Source organism: Paracoccus mutanolyticus, assembly GCF_003285265.1.
In the GTDB taxonomy this organism is placed as follows: domain Bacteria; phylum Pseudomonadota; class Alphaproteobacteria; order Rhodobacterales; family Rhodobacteraceae; genus Paracoccus; species Paracoccus yeei.
Map to the genome: position 1 here is coordinate 645,576 of NZ_CP030239.1, position 14,715 is coordinate 660,290.

A 14,715-nucleotide genomic window follows, 5' to 3' on the forward strand; every position below is an offset into this window, starting at 1 on the left:
CATGGCGGTTCAGAACTTCAAGGGTGGTGTCGGCAAATCGACGCTTGTGGTCCACCTGGCGCAATATTTTGCCCTGCGAGGCTACCGGGTCTGTGTCGCAGCTGAGGTCCTTGTGATGGCCTACCGCGCGTCTGCCCGGGGCGAGAGCTTTCGCTTTGCGGATCTGAAGGCGGTCATGGCGGCCGCCTCGCCCGAGCGGTCGGGCGACCAGCTGGCGGGCATCGCGGCCGAAAGCGCGCTGCAAAGGGTCGCCGCGAACCAGGGGCGAATCGGGGATAAGGGTGCGGGTTCTGTTATTCCCGTGGTGGCTGCTGCGCCCTGTGTTGCTGGCGGTGCGCTCGAAGGTTGACGAACCTGTCCGGCAGGTAGGCTTCTCGCCCGCGAAGGTGAGATGGGTGCCTGGGAGCGCCAGTAACAGGACCGCGGAGGACTTCTACTTTAAGGATGTCCGACCTGAACAACAGTTCGACGTTTTATTCACGGAGTCTGGTTTCACAGGCGCTGGCAGCGCTGCGGAGCGATAGAAACAATGATTATATGGATCGATGGACCGTTCGGCGCAGGCAAAACCACACTCGCCTCAGGGCCGGCAACAGCCGAACCTTCTTTTCGCCGCTCAGAGCCGCCCTCACACCGCCAGAACACGATCGTGGCTATGAAACTAGCGAACTATCAGACCTGCCTTGATCAACGGACAACAGAAAGAGGCGATATGCCGACCTCCCGAACATTATCCCCACGACATCAGTGCCGATGACCTTGCAGAAACAAGCGGTCTATCGCGACAGAGATGCTTAATAGCCATGGTCGACCGCGTCGTCGTGGGCGAGAATGATTTTGGCTATTTGAGCGTCGAGTCCGGGAGATATTGTGCGAACGTATCGGCCAGGTCATAGAAGGTGTAATCAGGACGAGACCGCAGAAATGATCGGCTTCGATCCCGGCCGTTAGCGCAGGCGGAGTCCTGCCTAAGTGCTAACGCGAGCCTCACGCACGAGACCCGCATTCTTGACAGCGGCCGCCACGTCCGGACGGGATCGCTGATATAGTGTCGAGGGGTGATGAAGCGTCTGGAATTCGCATCGCCGAAACTTCCACCATGATCAGTCGAGGTGCCGGCCCCCTATGGCAGGAAATACTAAATGTTTACAAACCGCCTCTCGGTTTGGCGGAAAGCGGGTTGCGGAAGGCGGAACGTGGCGCGGAATATCCTGACCCGAGAGCAGAAGACCCAGACCATCCGGCGCCTGAAGCAGGGCGGTGAGATTGCGGTTGGCCCTGGAGCGCTCCAGGGCTCGGCCCACTCCCTTTCGCGATCCATTCCACGTGCCGAGATCAAGGGCACGAACATGCATATCTTCGCGCGATCAGCGGGATACGGTCCCGCAGGTTTAGCAAGGGCGCGGCCAGGCTGGCATAGCGCGCGTATCGGGGCAGATGCGCGATCAGCTGCTCGCGCAAGGGCAGGCCGTGCCTGTCGTGATAGTGATGCAGGAACTCGATCTTCATCCGCGCCATGTCGACGCCGGTGGGGCAGTCGCGCTTGCAGCCCTTGCAGGAAACGCACAGATCCATGGTTTCCTTCATCCCGGGCGAGGTGAATGCATCCGGGCCGAGTTGGCCGGAGTGCCAGCCGCAGGATCGTCGAACGCGGCTCCGACGGGACCGGTCGTCGATATGCGAAGATGGGCAGACGCCGCCTGATGGATCGGCTGCGGGAAATCCTTGGGGTTGATGCAGTCTGCGCGCCAAGGCTGCGGCGGCGTAGCGGGCGACTGTTCGGGTGGGCGCCGATGCGCCGCGCCGCCGCTTGTCGCGGCAGGCAAAGTCGCTGTGGGTCGAGGGGCGGTGGTCGGGCAGGAAGTCGTTGATCTCGACCCCGCGATGAGCCAGGTCGGCATGGACCCGCGGCCCCAGCCCGGCGGCGGCGGCCTTCTGCGAGGCGTCCAGCGCCGCGCGGCGGTCGATGAACATCGCCCCGGCCATGGCCGGGCCGTCGCCCGGCAGTGGGTCCACGCCCTGCCCGCGATGAAAGGGCATAGGTGATGGCCTCACGGAGGCCGTAGGGATTCTGGGCAGCCTCGTCCGCGCCAGCCGGGTGGCGACCAGCGTGGCGAGAAAGGCGCAGTCCACCCGCCGCGCCACGTCATGGCGCGCCGAATCGAGCGAAGGCGCGGGTGTCGTCGTTGAAGCCGACGGTGTTGTAGAAGCCCGCCGTCTCGGTCGTTCTCGCCGAAGTCGCGCAGCATCTCGGCCCGCGCGGCATTGCTTGGCCCGAAAGCGTCATTGCCGAATGGCTCGACAGCGACTCCTCGGGCAGGCCGAGCGCCTGCATCATGAGCCGGGCGGCCCCTTGCGCCCCGCCCACATCGATTTCGGGTTCCAGGATCGCCGCGCATCACATGCTAGGCAGCGGCCCGCTGCTGGCCACCACAGGCAGCGCGTTGTCCGATCGGTCGGGATCCACGACGAAGGATCCGGCGCGGCGACCGCAGGATCAGGCCCTGATGCGTCAAGCTGCAGCTTGACCATTTCGCGGAGAACGGCGGCGTCACAACCTGGTTGATGCGGAAATGATCACCCCTCCGGGGACATCTTGTCGATTGCCCATTCAAATTCTCCGCGTGAGCCGAAGTAGGACTTGACCGAAGGCATGTCACCTTGACCGAAGCAGTGCCTGTCACGTCGGGCCGAGGTCAGGCGCAGATCCAGACGTCACCTGCGGGTTGGCTGACGAACCAGCCGTCGGGTGTGCTGGTGCCAGGTGAGCACCCGGGTCGTGCATGAAGATCGATCCCGTGCCGTAGACCTGCTGCCAGCTTTGGGGAAATGTGCTGTCCATCAGTTCGGGCCCGAACGGGGTGTAGTTGAAGGCAAGCACCCATCCGGAAGGCGCCAGCTCGCTGAGCCGAGCGGCCTCCTGTTCATTGTCGCCGAGTCGTCGCGCCATATCCTTTTGCCGAGTCGCGCTGCGCCCCATCGAAGCTGCCTTCGTCACGGATCGAAGATCCCCGTGACCCGGACCCGCCTGGCTCCAGGATCGGCTGATAGACCAGGTTGACGAAGCGCCGTTCGCCCGGCCCGCCCGGGGTGCGTTGGAGTGCCCTTCAGTCCCGCGATGTGGCGGCGGATGCATGGCTCGAGCGCGATCCTGGCCAGTAGCTCGAATAGCCGCTGACCCCTCGATATCGCGCAGGTGTCGGCCAACCCGCTTCGATACGCAAGGCCGCGCCCCCGACTTGAAGCGTGCTGATGAACTCCATGACTCTCCCCCGCCTGTCGGCGTCAATTTTGTCTAATTCAGGGCCATGAACGGCTCCTTCAGGCTCGCAGCACCGGGCGCGGTCGTCAGTCGGGGATTCGTCGAGCGTTGCCGGCTCATGGCGCTCGCCCAGCGTTGACTTCGCGCGACGCCCCGTCATGCCCGTAGGCGGCCCGCCGGATGCGGTTGAGCGAATCAACCGCTCGCGCCCGACGCAGTGCCAGGGTTGACGTGCGCACGTCGTCGCCATAGACGCGCCGCGCGGGCAAAGGCGTCCTGCGCCTCGCGCGTGAACTGATAGGCCTCGGCGCAATCCTCGGTCCCATGCACGGCCCTTCTCGATGGGCATCCTTTCGAGGTCACCAAGCTGGTCGCGAAGCACGTCGTCGGCGCCCTGTTCGCGAGAAGAGCCAACCAGGTCGCGCATGGTGCGAGAATCCACGCCTTGGTAATCCTGCCCGTCGTCGCGCGACACCGCGGACAGCAAGCCGGCAGGCTTGTCCGCGTCGTCCAAAAGCGGGCTGTAGGAAAAGGTGTGATAGGTTTCCTCGGGGTAGCCGTTGCGCGCGCTAGCCCATGCCGGCGGCGGTGCAATATGTCGGCCAGCGGCCGCACCTGCATCTGAGCGGGCGCGGCTTCACCCTGCGCGAGGAGGTCGCCTTCATTCTTATCCAACCACGCATCGTCGCGATTACCACCGCCCGAAAGCGAGGCAACGTTGAAAGTTCGACCATCAGGAATTCCTGGTTCCGAAAGCCGGCTCCACTTCCGGAGGCGCCGCCCGCGTCCAGGATCTTGATCGCAAAGCCACGGGGCGGGGACCTCGTCGCTGTGGATGTCTCCGGGCGCCGATGGCAGGCGGGCGATGACGTCATGAGGTGGCGGGTTCGGCAAAGATGCCCTGACGCAGATGAGCGGGCAGGTCGTCATGGACACCTCAAGCCAGCCCTTCAAGAAACCGTGCTTTTTGCATGGGCGTCCCAATCGCGTGGCGGGGGCGCCCGAAAACCGCCGGGTTGGCCGCGCCCTTCCGCGGGGCGCTCGTCGGTCAGCCGGCCACCGTCGGCTTGGCGTGATCTTCCAGATCCGGCGACCACCTGGCATAATCAATATCAATTGCGCCTCCGTTTGCGTCCGCTGCCGATCGGCTTGCGAGATCAAGGGCAGACCTTCACCGTTGGCCGCCTAACGCGACACCCATCGGAAAGATCATATCGAGCCGCGTCACGGTCCTGAACTGACTTCAATGGCGCGGACTTTCAAGATTTCCTGTTCTTGCGCTTCCGCGATATGCGCCCGTCCGACCGCTGACCTGCCGGCGCGAGGCAAGGGCTGGCCGACGACGGACGCGCCTTCAGCAGGGACAAGGCGCCTCTCCGGCCGCAGGGCGGCAGAGCCGGCACCTTTGCCCCGCTCCCGTCGTGATCCTCGCGCGCAGGTGATTGCGATCTCGGCCATCAAGCCTTCCAGTCCTAACTCCCGAAGCCGCTCGGTCGTCAGGGTCAGGTGTTCCAGGCCCCAGCGAACCTCTTCACCGGTTAGGGGGCGGTCGCCGAATTTTTGCATAGCGGTGCGGCCTTGTCGCGGGGTTGGTATGGTACGCCACCCGCCCCGTCGCCATGCTGGTGCAGGGGGAGGCCGAGGCGCCACGGGTCGATGCCAGCGCCCGCGTGCCCGGGCGCGGGTCGAACTGGGCCCGATGAAACTGGCCGAGGCAATCCGAAACACCGACCGCTGCTGGTCGGCTGGGAAGCGCGCGACGTGACCACAAACCTGGGCGCCGCCCAGGCCGCGACCTGGTGGTGGCGCAGCGCAATGAGACCGCCTCGGCCCACCAGGCCCGAAATCATCCGCGCCCGCGAGGCCGAATTGGCCGCGGCCGAGGCCGACCTGCAATGGCGCGGAAGCCGCGACCCGCGATCGGGCGCTGGAACAGCGGGGCGTCCGTCGCGGCGTGACCGAGAGACGCTGAGCGCCGCGGCCACGAACACCACGCGCCGGGTCGTGACCTGGCCCGTGTCCTGGCGCCAGCCCCGACGAGCTCGCCGTGGCCGCGGCCCAAGTCGATCAGTCCGGCGCCGCGATTGGGCCGGCCGAGGCCAATCTCGTGCCTGAAGACGGCGAACCGGCTGGCGACGGCCGATCTCTACAAGGGGGTGGTCTATGTCCACAATCCCAGGATGTTCTACCTGGGCATGCAGGACCAGTGGTTCACCTTCAACATGTTCGACGCTCAGGCCTGGTATGTGCGCGACACATCCTGGGCGTGCGGTGCCGGCGCTGAGAAGCGGAGGCCGATGCGCGGTGATCGTGAGCAAGCGCAGGGCGATTTCGCCAGCTGGCGGGCGACCCGCGCGACGGCGACTTCGACCTGCGCAGCTTCGAGGCCGCGCCGCCCCCGCCACGCCGGTTCCGGGGCTCCGCCTCGGCATGTCGCCCTGATCCGGCCGGCGCAGGCAGAGGGCGGGCGGTCTCGTCCCGGCGATGCCGGGCTATCACGGCGGCGCGGTCGCGACGGCGCTGCTGGGACTGGTGCTGCTGCCCCTGCTGGGCTGGCGGTCCATGTTCTGGGCGGGCGGCCGCTCCCGGCTTGCCCCGACCTGCCGCGCCGCGGTCGATCTGGACCGCGCCAGCCTCTGCGGCGCTGTGCGAATGCTGGCGCCACCCCGACGTCGAGGTGTCCGCCCGCGCTGACAGCGGCCCGAGGGCGCCCGCTGATCCTGTCGGGCCATGCGCGCGGCGCGCTGCTCGCGCCCGCCGGTCAGCGCGACGCGCTGCGCGGAGCCGGGCCCGAGGCGGTGATCTTCTGCGACAACCGCACTGAGCGCCGGGACGGTCGTCGCCCGCGGCGCCCGCGATCCGTCACCGCCGCTTCGGGGAGCCCCAGGCGGCCGCGCCGAGGATGCGGGCCCCTTGCAGGCCCAGGCGGCGGGCGAGGGCGTCCGAGACCAGCAGGCAGAAGGCCGCGCCATCGGCGGCGACAGCGGTGTTGGCGGCGCTGATGCGGCGATTCTTGCCATCTTGCCCCGCTGCTAGCTATGGCTATGCGGGCTTTGACCCGGGCCGCCACATCCCGCATCCCGACATGGCTGGCGGCGGGTTTAATTACCCGCAATGCTGGGCGCCGGCACGTACAACGTCCAGGTTGCCGGCGGTTCCTCGGCATCTCTGAGTCGCGCTGACGGGCGGCACAGGTGATGAAGACTTCGCGGCTGGCAGAGGCTGATCTCCGGTTGGGCCATGTTCATGCTAAAGGGTTGCGGTGCGTGTCCAATGTCCTATTCTGACGCGCGATTGTCCGAACCCGCGCTTTCAGCTTGTCGCATGTTCTCTGTTCGACGGCTTTTACATGGGCATGTCCTTCCTGCGCGAGGCGATGCCGCCCCTAGCGCAGGCGTGGTCCGCGCCGACGCCGGCATCTTGGATATCCAGTTGCGCATCGACGCAGTCGCCTGCGCGCGACCCGCGTGGATCTGTCCGTCTGGCCTGCCTTTCATTCTGGCGATGCCTTGTTGTCCGGGTTCTGGTGCAGCGCGGCCCGCTCCTTGGGGTCCATGTCTGCGATCATGTCCGCGAACGCCTCGGGGTTCTTCTCAGGGAGACGCGCAAGGCGATCCTGCGCCATCCTTCCGAGCTCCTTGAGGGTATCCCTATCCTGCCCCACGGTGGCCTGTCGGGCCATGCGAAGGTGGTCGCGGCGTCCATGCGCTGATCTATCCCTATCGTTACCGGCCCGAACTGCTGCGCGAGGTGCCGGTGGCGGTGGTCGATCTGGGTACTCGGCCGGCTCGCGCCAGCTTGCGTGCGACACGAAGCCGCGAGCGGTGGCGCGTCGCCGCCAGCGGGCCATCGCGCCGAGGCCGAGCGGCTGGTCCAGGACGCCGCGCCTATGCATCCTGCGGTGCCGCGCTTCACGGCGTGTTGCTGCGCTGCCGGCAAAGCCCCATCGCATCATCCGACGCGCGCTCTTCCGAATCGAAGGCGCTGACCGGATCGCCGCGACCGCCACAGGCACCGCCGAGGGCTACATGCCCGGTTTCGGCAACGACTTCGAGACCGAGGCCCTGTCGGGCGCCCTGCCCCAGGGCCAGAACTCGCCCCAGAAATCCGGCAGGCGGCTATGCCACAACGTCCTGCCCGCGGCCTTCGTGCTGATCCTGATGCCGTTCCGCCGCGCCTTGTCACCACGCGCCGATGCGCCCATCGGCGATCCGCTGCCGTGGCGGATGCTGGACCGGGCCGGGGCGTGGCTGGGCCTCTATGCGCTGCTGCTGCCGTGTTCTGGTCGCCTGCGCCTTGGGCCTGGGCCTGATCTCGGTTCTGCCGGCGCTGGCCATCGTGATCGTTTACCGCAAGCGGAGGCTGCGCTGATGGACCGACGGACCGTCTGCTGGGCTTGGAGATGGGCAGATGGTGCTTCTGTCCTTGGGGATGCCGCTGGGTTTCCTTGACGATATATTGCCAGATGTCGCTGACCCCGATCAGGATCAGCCCGTTCGACAGCACCGCGATGATGAGCGCGCCCACGAGCGTTCCCCAGATCGAGCCGATGCCGCCGACGAAACTGGTGCCGCCCAATCCCCGGCGATGGCATCCAGTTCATATGCGGGACTCACCCTTCTGTGTTCTTGGTTGCGGCCAGCCTAGCCAAAGCGCAGCCCGGCCGGAACCCCCGGAATCGACGCTCAGGCGGGGGACGCCTTGTGGGGCGTGCCGGAGGCAGAGCGTCATGGCTGCGGCACGGCCGATCCTGGCGCGGCCATGATCTCGGGACCAGCCGACGCCCAGGCACCAGGCACCGATCGATGGCTGTGCCGCATGGCAGCTTCCCCGAAGCGGACGTTCATTTAGCGCGCAGCAAAATGAGCATCCCCACGTAGCAGGTCCGCCAGACCTGACGTTCGACGTCGAACCAATTTCCCATCCATGACACGCGCGGCGGCGACCGGCCGGACGCGCATACATCAAGAAGCATCTGAACCCAGGAACGACAAGCCGACCTTTGCCACGCCGGCACGACATGAGCTTGCGAAGTCGCCCATACGCCATCGGTTATCCACGCCGAACGAAGCTGAGGAGGCTTTCCACGAAACCTTGAATGCTGCCGAAAAAGCAGCCTAATCAGTGAACCACAAACTCTCCGGTAAACCCGGGGCGGTTCAGTACTCAATCACCGCGCGCCATTCCGAGGTGATGGTTCGGGACTCGGCGCTTGTCCGCACCGTGAGGATTACCGGTGCCTTGGAGACCAGCCGCGCCTGCATGACCGTCTCCGAGCCGCGCAGGTAGCGGACGTGGCACCAGAGGGTGAACCGGTCTACCCACCCCTGGATCAGCATGCCGTCGGGATCGACGACCTGGATTGCCTGCTGGAATGTGACGCGCCGATCGAGCTGCCCCGCGACCACGCTCACAGCCGGACCCTGCGATACGGCGCCAGCAGCGCCTCGATGGCGAAGGGCAAGGCCGTGACTGTGCCCGTGACCGCCGATGCTTGTACCATCCAGTGACCAGCAGCAGCATGGCCTGGCGGATGGCGGCCGGCACATCGGCAGGGGCGCCATATCCGGCCCTGAAGGTGATTGCCGCCGGGCGGCCGTACCCTGTCGTCGACCGCAGCAGCGGACGCTGATCCTGCAGGACGAGCTCATGGATCAGCTCGCCTCCTTCTTCGTCGATGAACACAGCACCGTCGACAAGGCTGTCGGGAAACGGCAATCGCATCGCCGGACCGACGGTGGCGAGTTCCGCGCGCCAGGTCTGGGTGACGAGGCAGCGGCCGAGGATCCCGGCCGGGCCGTCAAGCCAGGCGGTGGCGGCATCGATATAGTGCTGGATCAGCAGGTCCTCGTCATCATGCGTGACGCGCGCCTGTGCCTTGGCCTCCATGAGCGTGATCGGCTGGGCGACAGGCGGGGTGACGAGAACCAGCCGCATCACTCGTTGCCCTTGCCGTAGACGGCGCGATCGACGCCCTGGCCGATGAAGTCGGCCTCATCGGGACGCACTCGCTTGGGGTCGTTCCAGTCGATGGCGTTCTGCACGGCCGAGGTGCCTTCGCGCGGATTGGCGTCGACGCTCTCGTGGCTCACATCAACCGCATCCGTGACCCCGGGTTCGATGATCGCGCCGGACGCTTCCTCCAGCCCCACCGCAGGTGCTGGATCGGCGACGCCGTGGGTATCGTTCTCGATCACGGTCGCATCGGCTTTCGACGCAGCTTCGTTCTTCTTCACAGCCATGTTGGCCTCCATTCGGACAAGGGTGGAGCCCGGCGCAAACGCCGGGCCGCTGGTTCAGGCTGCGGCCATTCTGAGGACCCGCAGCATCTCGGGATTGAGCAGGCCCCCGCCCACGCGCTTGGTGGTGTAGAAGTGGACGTAGGGCTTGTTGGTGAAGGGATCGCGCAGCACCCGCACCCCGGTGCGGTCGACGATCAGGTAGCCGCGGCGGAAGTCGCCGAAGGCCAGTGGCATGGCTCCGGGTGCGACGTCCGGCATGGCCGCCATCTCGGCCACGGGATAGGCCAGCACGTTCTGCGGCTGGCCTTCGGTAAAGGAGGGCTGCCAGAGGTAGTTGCCCTGACCGTCCTTGAGCTTGCGGATGCTTGCGAGCGTGTTGCGGTTGGCGACCAGACGCGCGTTCTGTGCCGCCTGACCGGGAAGCGAGTAGACCAGGTCGATCAGCTCGTCGGCGGTGATCGCCGTAGCACTCGCGCCGGTGATGGTCGGGATCGCACCCCATGGGTGGGCAGTCGCCTTGGATCCACCCTCGGCATAGGTCAGGACCCCCGAGGGCTTGTTGACGCCGTCGCCCGCGACGAAGGCGATGCCCTCCTGGTAGGCGAACTCGGCCTCGATCTCGCTGGCGATCCACTGCTCGAGGTTGATCGCGGCATCATCGAGCATCTGCTGGGTGGCGCCCGGGTTGGCGTAGATCTCGCCCGGGGTGTAGTCGAGATGCCCGAAGGTCGGGGTGCTGGTCTGCGGCCGGGGAGCCGTCTCACCGACCCAGCCCGAGCCGAAGCCTTGCGCCGAGAAGAGCTTGCGGAAGCCTGCGCCCGAGATCGTCTGCACCGAGGCGATCTGGCGCATGGGCGAGACCTCGACCAGCTTGTCGGTGATGGTGCGGTCCCATTCGATCGGCGCCAGGTAGCCGCCTTCGGCATCGGCGCCCTTGTTCAGTGCAGCGGAGACCTCGCCCTTGCGGAAGTGGGCCCGGAAGGCCTCGCTGTAGGCGGCATCAACGGGACCGGGTGCGTCAGCCGTGCCGCCGATGCGCAGGGCGGCGATCTGCGCGGCCTGCGTGTCCATGGCCGCCTGCAGCTCGCCGACGGCGGCGTTGATGCGGTCGACCTTCTCGGCCCGGACCACATCCTCCTGGCCCTTGCGCAGGTCGGTCAGTTGTGCGGCGTGCTCGGCCTTGAAGGCCTCGAAGCTCTTCTGCAGCTCGGCGAAGATCTGCTTTGGATCGCCGCTGGCATCAGCGCGCAGGGCGACGATCCCGCGCGTCAGCGCAGGGTGGGACATCATGGTCATGGGATTACCTCTCAGGTGAGCGTCTGGATGAGGGACCGCGCGAGGGCGGCCCAGTCGTCGTCAGCGCGCGGCGTGACGGGAGCGGCAGCGTCCTGCGTGCCGCGGAGTTCGGTCCGATCCGCACGGCGTTCCGACCGGGAGATGTTCTGCTTTGCGAGCAGGCTGTCGATGCGCTTGAGCGCGCTCGGACCGTTGCCGCTGGCCTCGATCTCGACCACGTCGGCTGTAAGGAAGCCGTCCGCGAGCCCGGCGTCGATGGCCTGCGCTCCGCTGAACCAGGTCTCGGCATCCATCCAGGCGGCGGCGACATCCGGATCGACGCCGGCCTTGGCGGCGTAGACCTCGGCCATGGCCGCATCGAAGGGGATCATGGTCTCGGCCGCCGCGGCCAGGTCGTGGCGGTTGCCGATGGCGACCACCCAGGCATTGTGGAGCATCAGGAATCCGGCACGGCCGATCTGGACCTCGTCGCCGGCCATGGCGATCACCGAGGCGGCGGAGGCGGCAAGCCCGAGGATGCGGACCGTGACCTTGCGTGGGTCCTCGCGCAGCAGGTTGTAGATCGCCACGCCCTCGAAGAAGTCGCCGCCGGGGCTGTTGAGGTCGACCGTGATCTCGTCGGCGGTGATCGACCGCAGGGCCGCGGCGATGCGGTTGGCTGTCACGCCGTCGCCAGTCCATCCGTCCGCACCGATCACGTCGAGCATGCTGATGAGGTTGGTGGCACTGGGGTTGTCAGAGCGGAGACCAGCGGTCCAATGCGTCATGACTTCGCCGTCGGGTTCACTCGGCGCAAGCGCGGCGGGGCGGCTTACGCTCAGCTTAGGCAGGTGGCGTAAGGTCATGGATGTTTCTTCCTCTGTTTGGGACGGGCGTGAGCAGCCATGGCGGCCACTCCGGGTCACAAGGTCGGTCAAGGGGGCTAGGCGCGCGCGGATGTACCCTCTTCGGCTTGTGATCCGGGAGGTCTGGCACTCCGGGCGGATTTGGGCGTTGATGATCCGAAGCGCACGAGAATGGAGACTGCCATGCGATCCTCTGGAGCCCTGACGGTTGCGGCCGTTGTTGTCGCGCTGGTCGCGACACCGGCGCTGTCGGACCCCGGGCGGGGTCATGGAAAGGCCCGCGGCCCGCATGTCAGCCACGCTGCGCAGCATTGCCCACCCGGTCTGGCCAAGAAAAACCCTCCCTGCGTGCCGCCCGGTCAGGCCCGGAAGTCTGATGGCCGCTACTACCCGCGCGTCGGGGATGTCCTTCGCGTCGGTGATTACGTCGTCATCCGGGATCCCCGCCGGCTCAATCTGGAGCCGCGTGACGGTTGGCGCTACTACCGTGAAGGCAACCGCGCCTATCGAGTGGACAGCGAGACCCGAAAGGTCCTTGCCGTCATCGAGTTGATCAACGCGTTCACCAACTGACCGTCCCCTTCCGTGGGGCGGTTTCGGAACCAGTCACCGAGAACTCGCCCTCATTGTCCGGGAGCTTCGTACCTGAACCGTCGGGGGGCGCACTGGCCGTCATGTTCGGCGGCGGATAATAGACATCGCCGCCTTCCCGGGGGTTCTCGTCCTCCAGCGTGCGGATCTCGTTGGGGCTCCAGACGCCCCATTGCAGCCCCTTCACGTAGGCCTCCCAGCGCGCCTTGATGTCGCCCTTGACCAGGGCCGCACGGTTGAAGCGGGCATAGAGATCGGTGCGGGTGGGATCAATCAGGTCACGGGCGATGGTCTCCTCCCAGGTCGTCAGGTGATCCTCGAGCGTGTAGGCGACAAAGCCGATCGACTGCTGCTCGATGCCGGTGCCCCAGCTCGTGGACTTCTCGGTGTCGCCGATCATGTGGGGCGGGACCCCGAAGAACATGGCGATGTCGGCACGGGTGAACTTGCGGCTCTCGATCCACTGGGCGTCCTCGGCGGTCATCGCCATGCGGGCGTAGTCCATGCCTTCCTCGAGGATCAGGTGCCGGCCTTCCTGCTCGCCGCCCGAGCGGAACTCGTCGAGGCCGGCCTTCAGGTTGGCGACGGCCTCGGGCCCGAGCCGGCCGGGATGGCGCAGGACACCCGAGACCCGGGCCCCATTGCGGAAGGTCGAGGCACCGTGCTCCTCCATCGCCAGTGACAGCCCGATCGTCTCACGGGCATGGGTGATCACCGAGACGCCGGTGACGCCATCGAGCGTCATGCCGACGAGGTGGAACATTTCCGCCTGGCCGAGCCGCACCCGCACCCCGTCGCGCCGGGTGTAGACGTACTCCAGCGTCAGGTCGTCCCTCTGCCGACAGGCCACCCGGTCCGGCTGCAGCGGGATCAGCTCCCGGACCTGTCCGCGCGAGCGGATGATCATTGCATAGGCGTTGCCACGCAGCAGCAGATGGGTCTGCATCATGCGCCGGAATTGCGAGGGTGTCTGCCAGCGGTTCGGCCGGCGTCGCAGCAGGTGCCAGAGCGGATCGTCCGAGGCGTCCTCCCGGGTGCGGTCGTCGATGCGCCGGCGCAACTGCGAGGGCAGCGTGGCCACCGCCCCGGAATGATCCGCACGCAGGCGTGCACGGCGGCGACGGAGAGCGCCGGCTTCCGGCGAGACCGCGACCCCGGAGCCGTGGCGTGGCCGCCGCGCAGCACCTGCTCCAGCTCGGCGGAGGTGTGCACCAACGTACCGGCCCAGGGGCCGAGGGAGCCTGCGGTCGCTGAGCAGGCGCGGCCATGGGTCGCGCTTCCACGCGCGCCGAGGAGGCGGGACCAGAGGGACATGCAAAGGTTCCCTGTCAGAGGTCAGCGCGGCACTCGGACCGGACGTAGACGGACTCCTCGCGCTCAGTCAACTTGCAGAAGGAGCGCGGATGCCTGGCGATGCGAGCGACCACGAACCAAATTGACGTGCGATCACACCTACCTGGACAGGAGCGATACCCGACTTCACGCAGGGCACATGGAAGGGCAGTGAGCGCCACGAAGATGGCGCGATCAATCCATGGTTCCATAGGCCAGCGCTCGGAAACCTCTTACAAGAAGTTCAATCAAGCCTTTGAAGGTGCATTAGTTGTACAGCCAGCCCAATGGATGGGAAGGACGCGATTCGGCTTCGGGACCGATCACGAAGCGCTGGATCCTGTCACCTGAGATCAGATCGCCAAACTTGTCACCACCTATCTCAACGGTTCCTTGATACCTATGTCGAGGAGGCAGGCGCGGCGGGCGTCAGCGCTTCCTCGCGGGCCGAGGAGGCGGGACCAGAGGGACATGCAAAGGTTCCTGTCAGAGCAGCATCGGCCCGCGGGCCTGGTAGACCGAGCGTCCGGCGCTCTCGTCGCGCAGCATCGCGCGGCCGAGGGCGTTGCAGAGCGCCACGATGCCGTCGATGCGCTCGGATGAGCGTTCCTTGTCGGGCTTGATGTTGCCGGCCGGGTCATGGCGGACGGCGACGTTCGAGGCATTCCAGCGCAGCACGGGGTGGCCCCCGTGCCAGAGGAGCCGCGAGACCGCGAGCCGCTCAAGCTCTGCCGTGGGCGCAGCCATGCTCAGGAACCCCTGGCCGAACTGGACGAGGTTGATGCCCTCGTCCTGCAGATGCTGGACGATCTCGCCCGCGAAGGTGCGATCATAGGCCAACTCACGCAGATCGAACCGGCCGGCGAGGCTGACGATCTCCGCCTCGATGAAGGCGAAGTCGGTGGCGTTGCCGGAGGTGGCCACCAGGAACCCCTGGTCGCGCCAGACATCATAGGGCACCCGGTCGCGCCGGGCGCGGCGCAGGATGTCCTCCTCCGGTACCCAGAAGCGGCTGAGCACGATCCACTTTTCCGCGAGACTCCCGAACGCTGGATCCCGCGTCGGCGGAAACAGCAGCATGAAGGCCGAGAGGTCGTTGACCCGGGCCAGGTCCAGCCCGCCATAGCACTCCCGGCCCAACAGCTTT

14 protein-coding genes and 3 pseudogenes are annotated in these 14,715 nt (G+C 66.6%); 5 read left to right on the plus strand and 12 right to left on the minus strand.

Going from position 1 to position 14,715, the window contains the following annotated elements; genetic code table 11:
* Position 1 precedes the first annotated feature (1 nt).
* Entirely contained in the window at positions 2-349 is a 348-nt protein-coding gene (locus tag DPM13_RS26555) for a ParA family protein (protein WP_397245585.1), read from the plus strand.
* Between the two features lie 986 nt (positions 350-1,335).
* Here DPM13_RS26555 and DPM13_RS22080 read toward each other — a convergent pair.
* The 4 genes from DPM13_RS22080 to DPM13_RS19610 form a co-directional block, all read right to left on the minus strand.
* The gene (locus tag DPM13_RS22080; RefSeq protein WP_223252514.1) at positions 1,336-2,040 is read right to left on the minus strand and encodes a 4Fe-4S dicluster domain-containing protein; all 705 of its coding nucleotides are present in this window, start codon (positions 2,038-2,040) and stop codon (positions 1,336-1,338) included.
* A gap of 106 nt (positions 2,041-2,146) precedes the next feature.
* A complete protein-coding gene (locus tag DPM13_RS20440) occupies positions 2,147-2,338 on the minus strand; it encodes a hypothetical protein (RefSeq protein WP_189654983.1) in 192 nt (63 codons plus the stop codon).
* A gap of 342 nt (positions 2,339-2,680) precedes the next feature.
* Positions 2,681-2,980, minus strand: coding sequence for a hypothetical protein (locus DPM13_RS03655; protein WP_112887477.1), 300 nt, complete (start codon positions 2,978-2,980; stop codon positions 2,681-2,683).
* 1,506 nt (positions 2,981-4,486) lie between these two features.
* A complete protein-coding gene (locus tag DPM13_RS19610) occupies positions 4,487-4,828 on the minus strand; it encodes a hypothetical protein (RefSeq protein ID WP_145963305.1) in 342 nt (113 codons plus the stop codon).
* Between the two features lie 545 nt (positions 4,829-5,373).
* On the opposite strand from DPM13_RS19610, the pseudogene DPM13_RS22085 reads away from it, so the two are divergent.
* Positions 5,374-5,517: pseudogene (locus tag DPM13_RS22085) on the plus strand (NAD(P)/FAD-dependent oxidoreductase); the annotation flags it as partial.
* A gap of 229 nt (positions 5,518-5,746) precedes the next feature.
* Complete coding sequence (locus DPM13_RS20445) at positions 5,747-5,956, plus strand: hypothetical protein (protein ID WP_189654984.1); 210 nt, start codon at positions 5,747-5,749, stop codon at positions 5,954-5,956.
* A gap of 799 nt (positions 5,957-6,755) precedes the next feature.
* On the opposite strand, the gene DPM13_RS24765 is transcribed toward DPM13_RS20445, so the two are convergent.
* Positions 6,756-6,887, minus strand: a complete 132-nt coding sequence (locus DPM13_RS24765; RefSeq protein WP_262983243.1) for a hypothetical protein — start codon at positions 6,885-6,887, stop codon at positions 6,756-6,758.
* Between the two features lie 349 nt (positions 6,888-7,236).
* Here DPM13_RS24765 and DPM13_RS03675 point away from each other — a divergent pair.
* Positions 7,237-7,368 (plus strand): annotated as a pseudogene (locus DPM13_RS03675) (homogentisate 1,2-dioxygenase); the annotation flags it as partial.
* Positions 7,369-8,421: 1,053 nt separating this feature from the next.
* Here DPM13_RS03675 and DPM13_RS03685 read toward each other — a convergent pair.
* The 5 genes and pseudogenes from DPM13_RS03685 to DPM13_RS03705 all read right to left on the minus strand — a co-directional run bounded on the left by DPM13_RS03685 (position 8,422) and on the right by DPM13_RS03705 (position 11,645).
* Positions 8,422-8,676, minus strand: a complete 255-nt coding sequence (locus DPM13_RS03685; RefSeq protein WP_223252320.1) for a head-tail adaptor protein — start codon at positions 8,674-8,676, stop codon at positions 8,422-8,424.
* A 118-nt stretch (positions 8,677-8,794) separates the two neighbouring features.
* Positions 8,795-9,199, minus strand: a pseudogene (locus tag DPM13_RS03690) (head-tail connector protein); the annotation flags it as partial.
* Complete coding sequence (locus DPM13_RS03695; RefSeq protein WP_036763195.1) at positions 9,199-9,504, minus strand: hypothetical protein; 306 nt, start codon at positions 9,502-9,504, stop codon at positions 9,199-9,201. The gene DPM13_RS03695 and the pseudogene DPM13_RS03690, both read right to left, overlap by 1 nt.
* Positions 9,505-9,558: 54 nt before the next feature.
* Positions 9,559-10,800 (minus strand): phage major capsid protein, encoded by a 1,242-nt coding sequence (locus DPM13_RS03700; RefSeq protein WP_112887480.1) that lies wholly within the window; start codon positions 10,798-10,800, stop codon positions 9,559-9,561.
* Positions 10,801-10,811: 11 nt separating this feature from the next.
* Positions 10,812-11,645, minus strand: a complete 834-nt coding sequence (locus tag DPM13_RS03705; RefSeq protein WP_223252321.1) for a head maturation protease, ClpP-related — start codon at positions 11,643-11,645, stop codon at positions 10,812-10,814.
* 183 nt (positions 11,646-11,828) lie between these two features.
* Here DPM13_RS03705 and DPM13_RS03710 point away from each other — a divergent pair, with 183 nt between their 5' ends.
* Positions 11,829-12,218, plus strand: coding sequence for a hypothetical protein (locus tag DPM13_RS03710; RefSeq protein ID WP_080620794.1), 390 nt, complete (start codon positions 11,829-11,831; stop codon positions 12,216-12,218).
* Here DPM13_RS03710 and DPM13_RS03715 read toward each other — a convergent pair.
* Entirely contained in the window at positions 12,208-13,317 is a 1,110-nt protein-coding gene (locus tag DPM13_RS03715) for a phage portal protein (RefSeq protein WP_223252322.1), read from the minus strand. The two genes, DPM13_RS03710 and DPM13_RS03715, sit on opposite strands and share 11 nt — an antisense overlap.
* Positions 13,318-14,054: 737 nt before the next feature.
* Positions 14,055-14,708 carry a terminase TerL endonuclease subunit gene (locus DPM13_RS24770; protein ID WP_189654833.1) on the minus strand — a complete coding sequence of 218 codons (654 nt, stop codon included), beginning with the start codon at positions 14,706-14,708 and terminating at the stop codon, positions 14,055-14,057.
* Positions 14,709-14,715 lie beyond the last annotated feature (7 nt).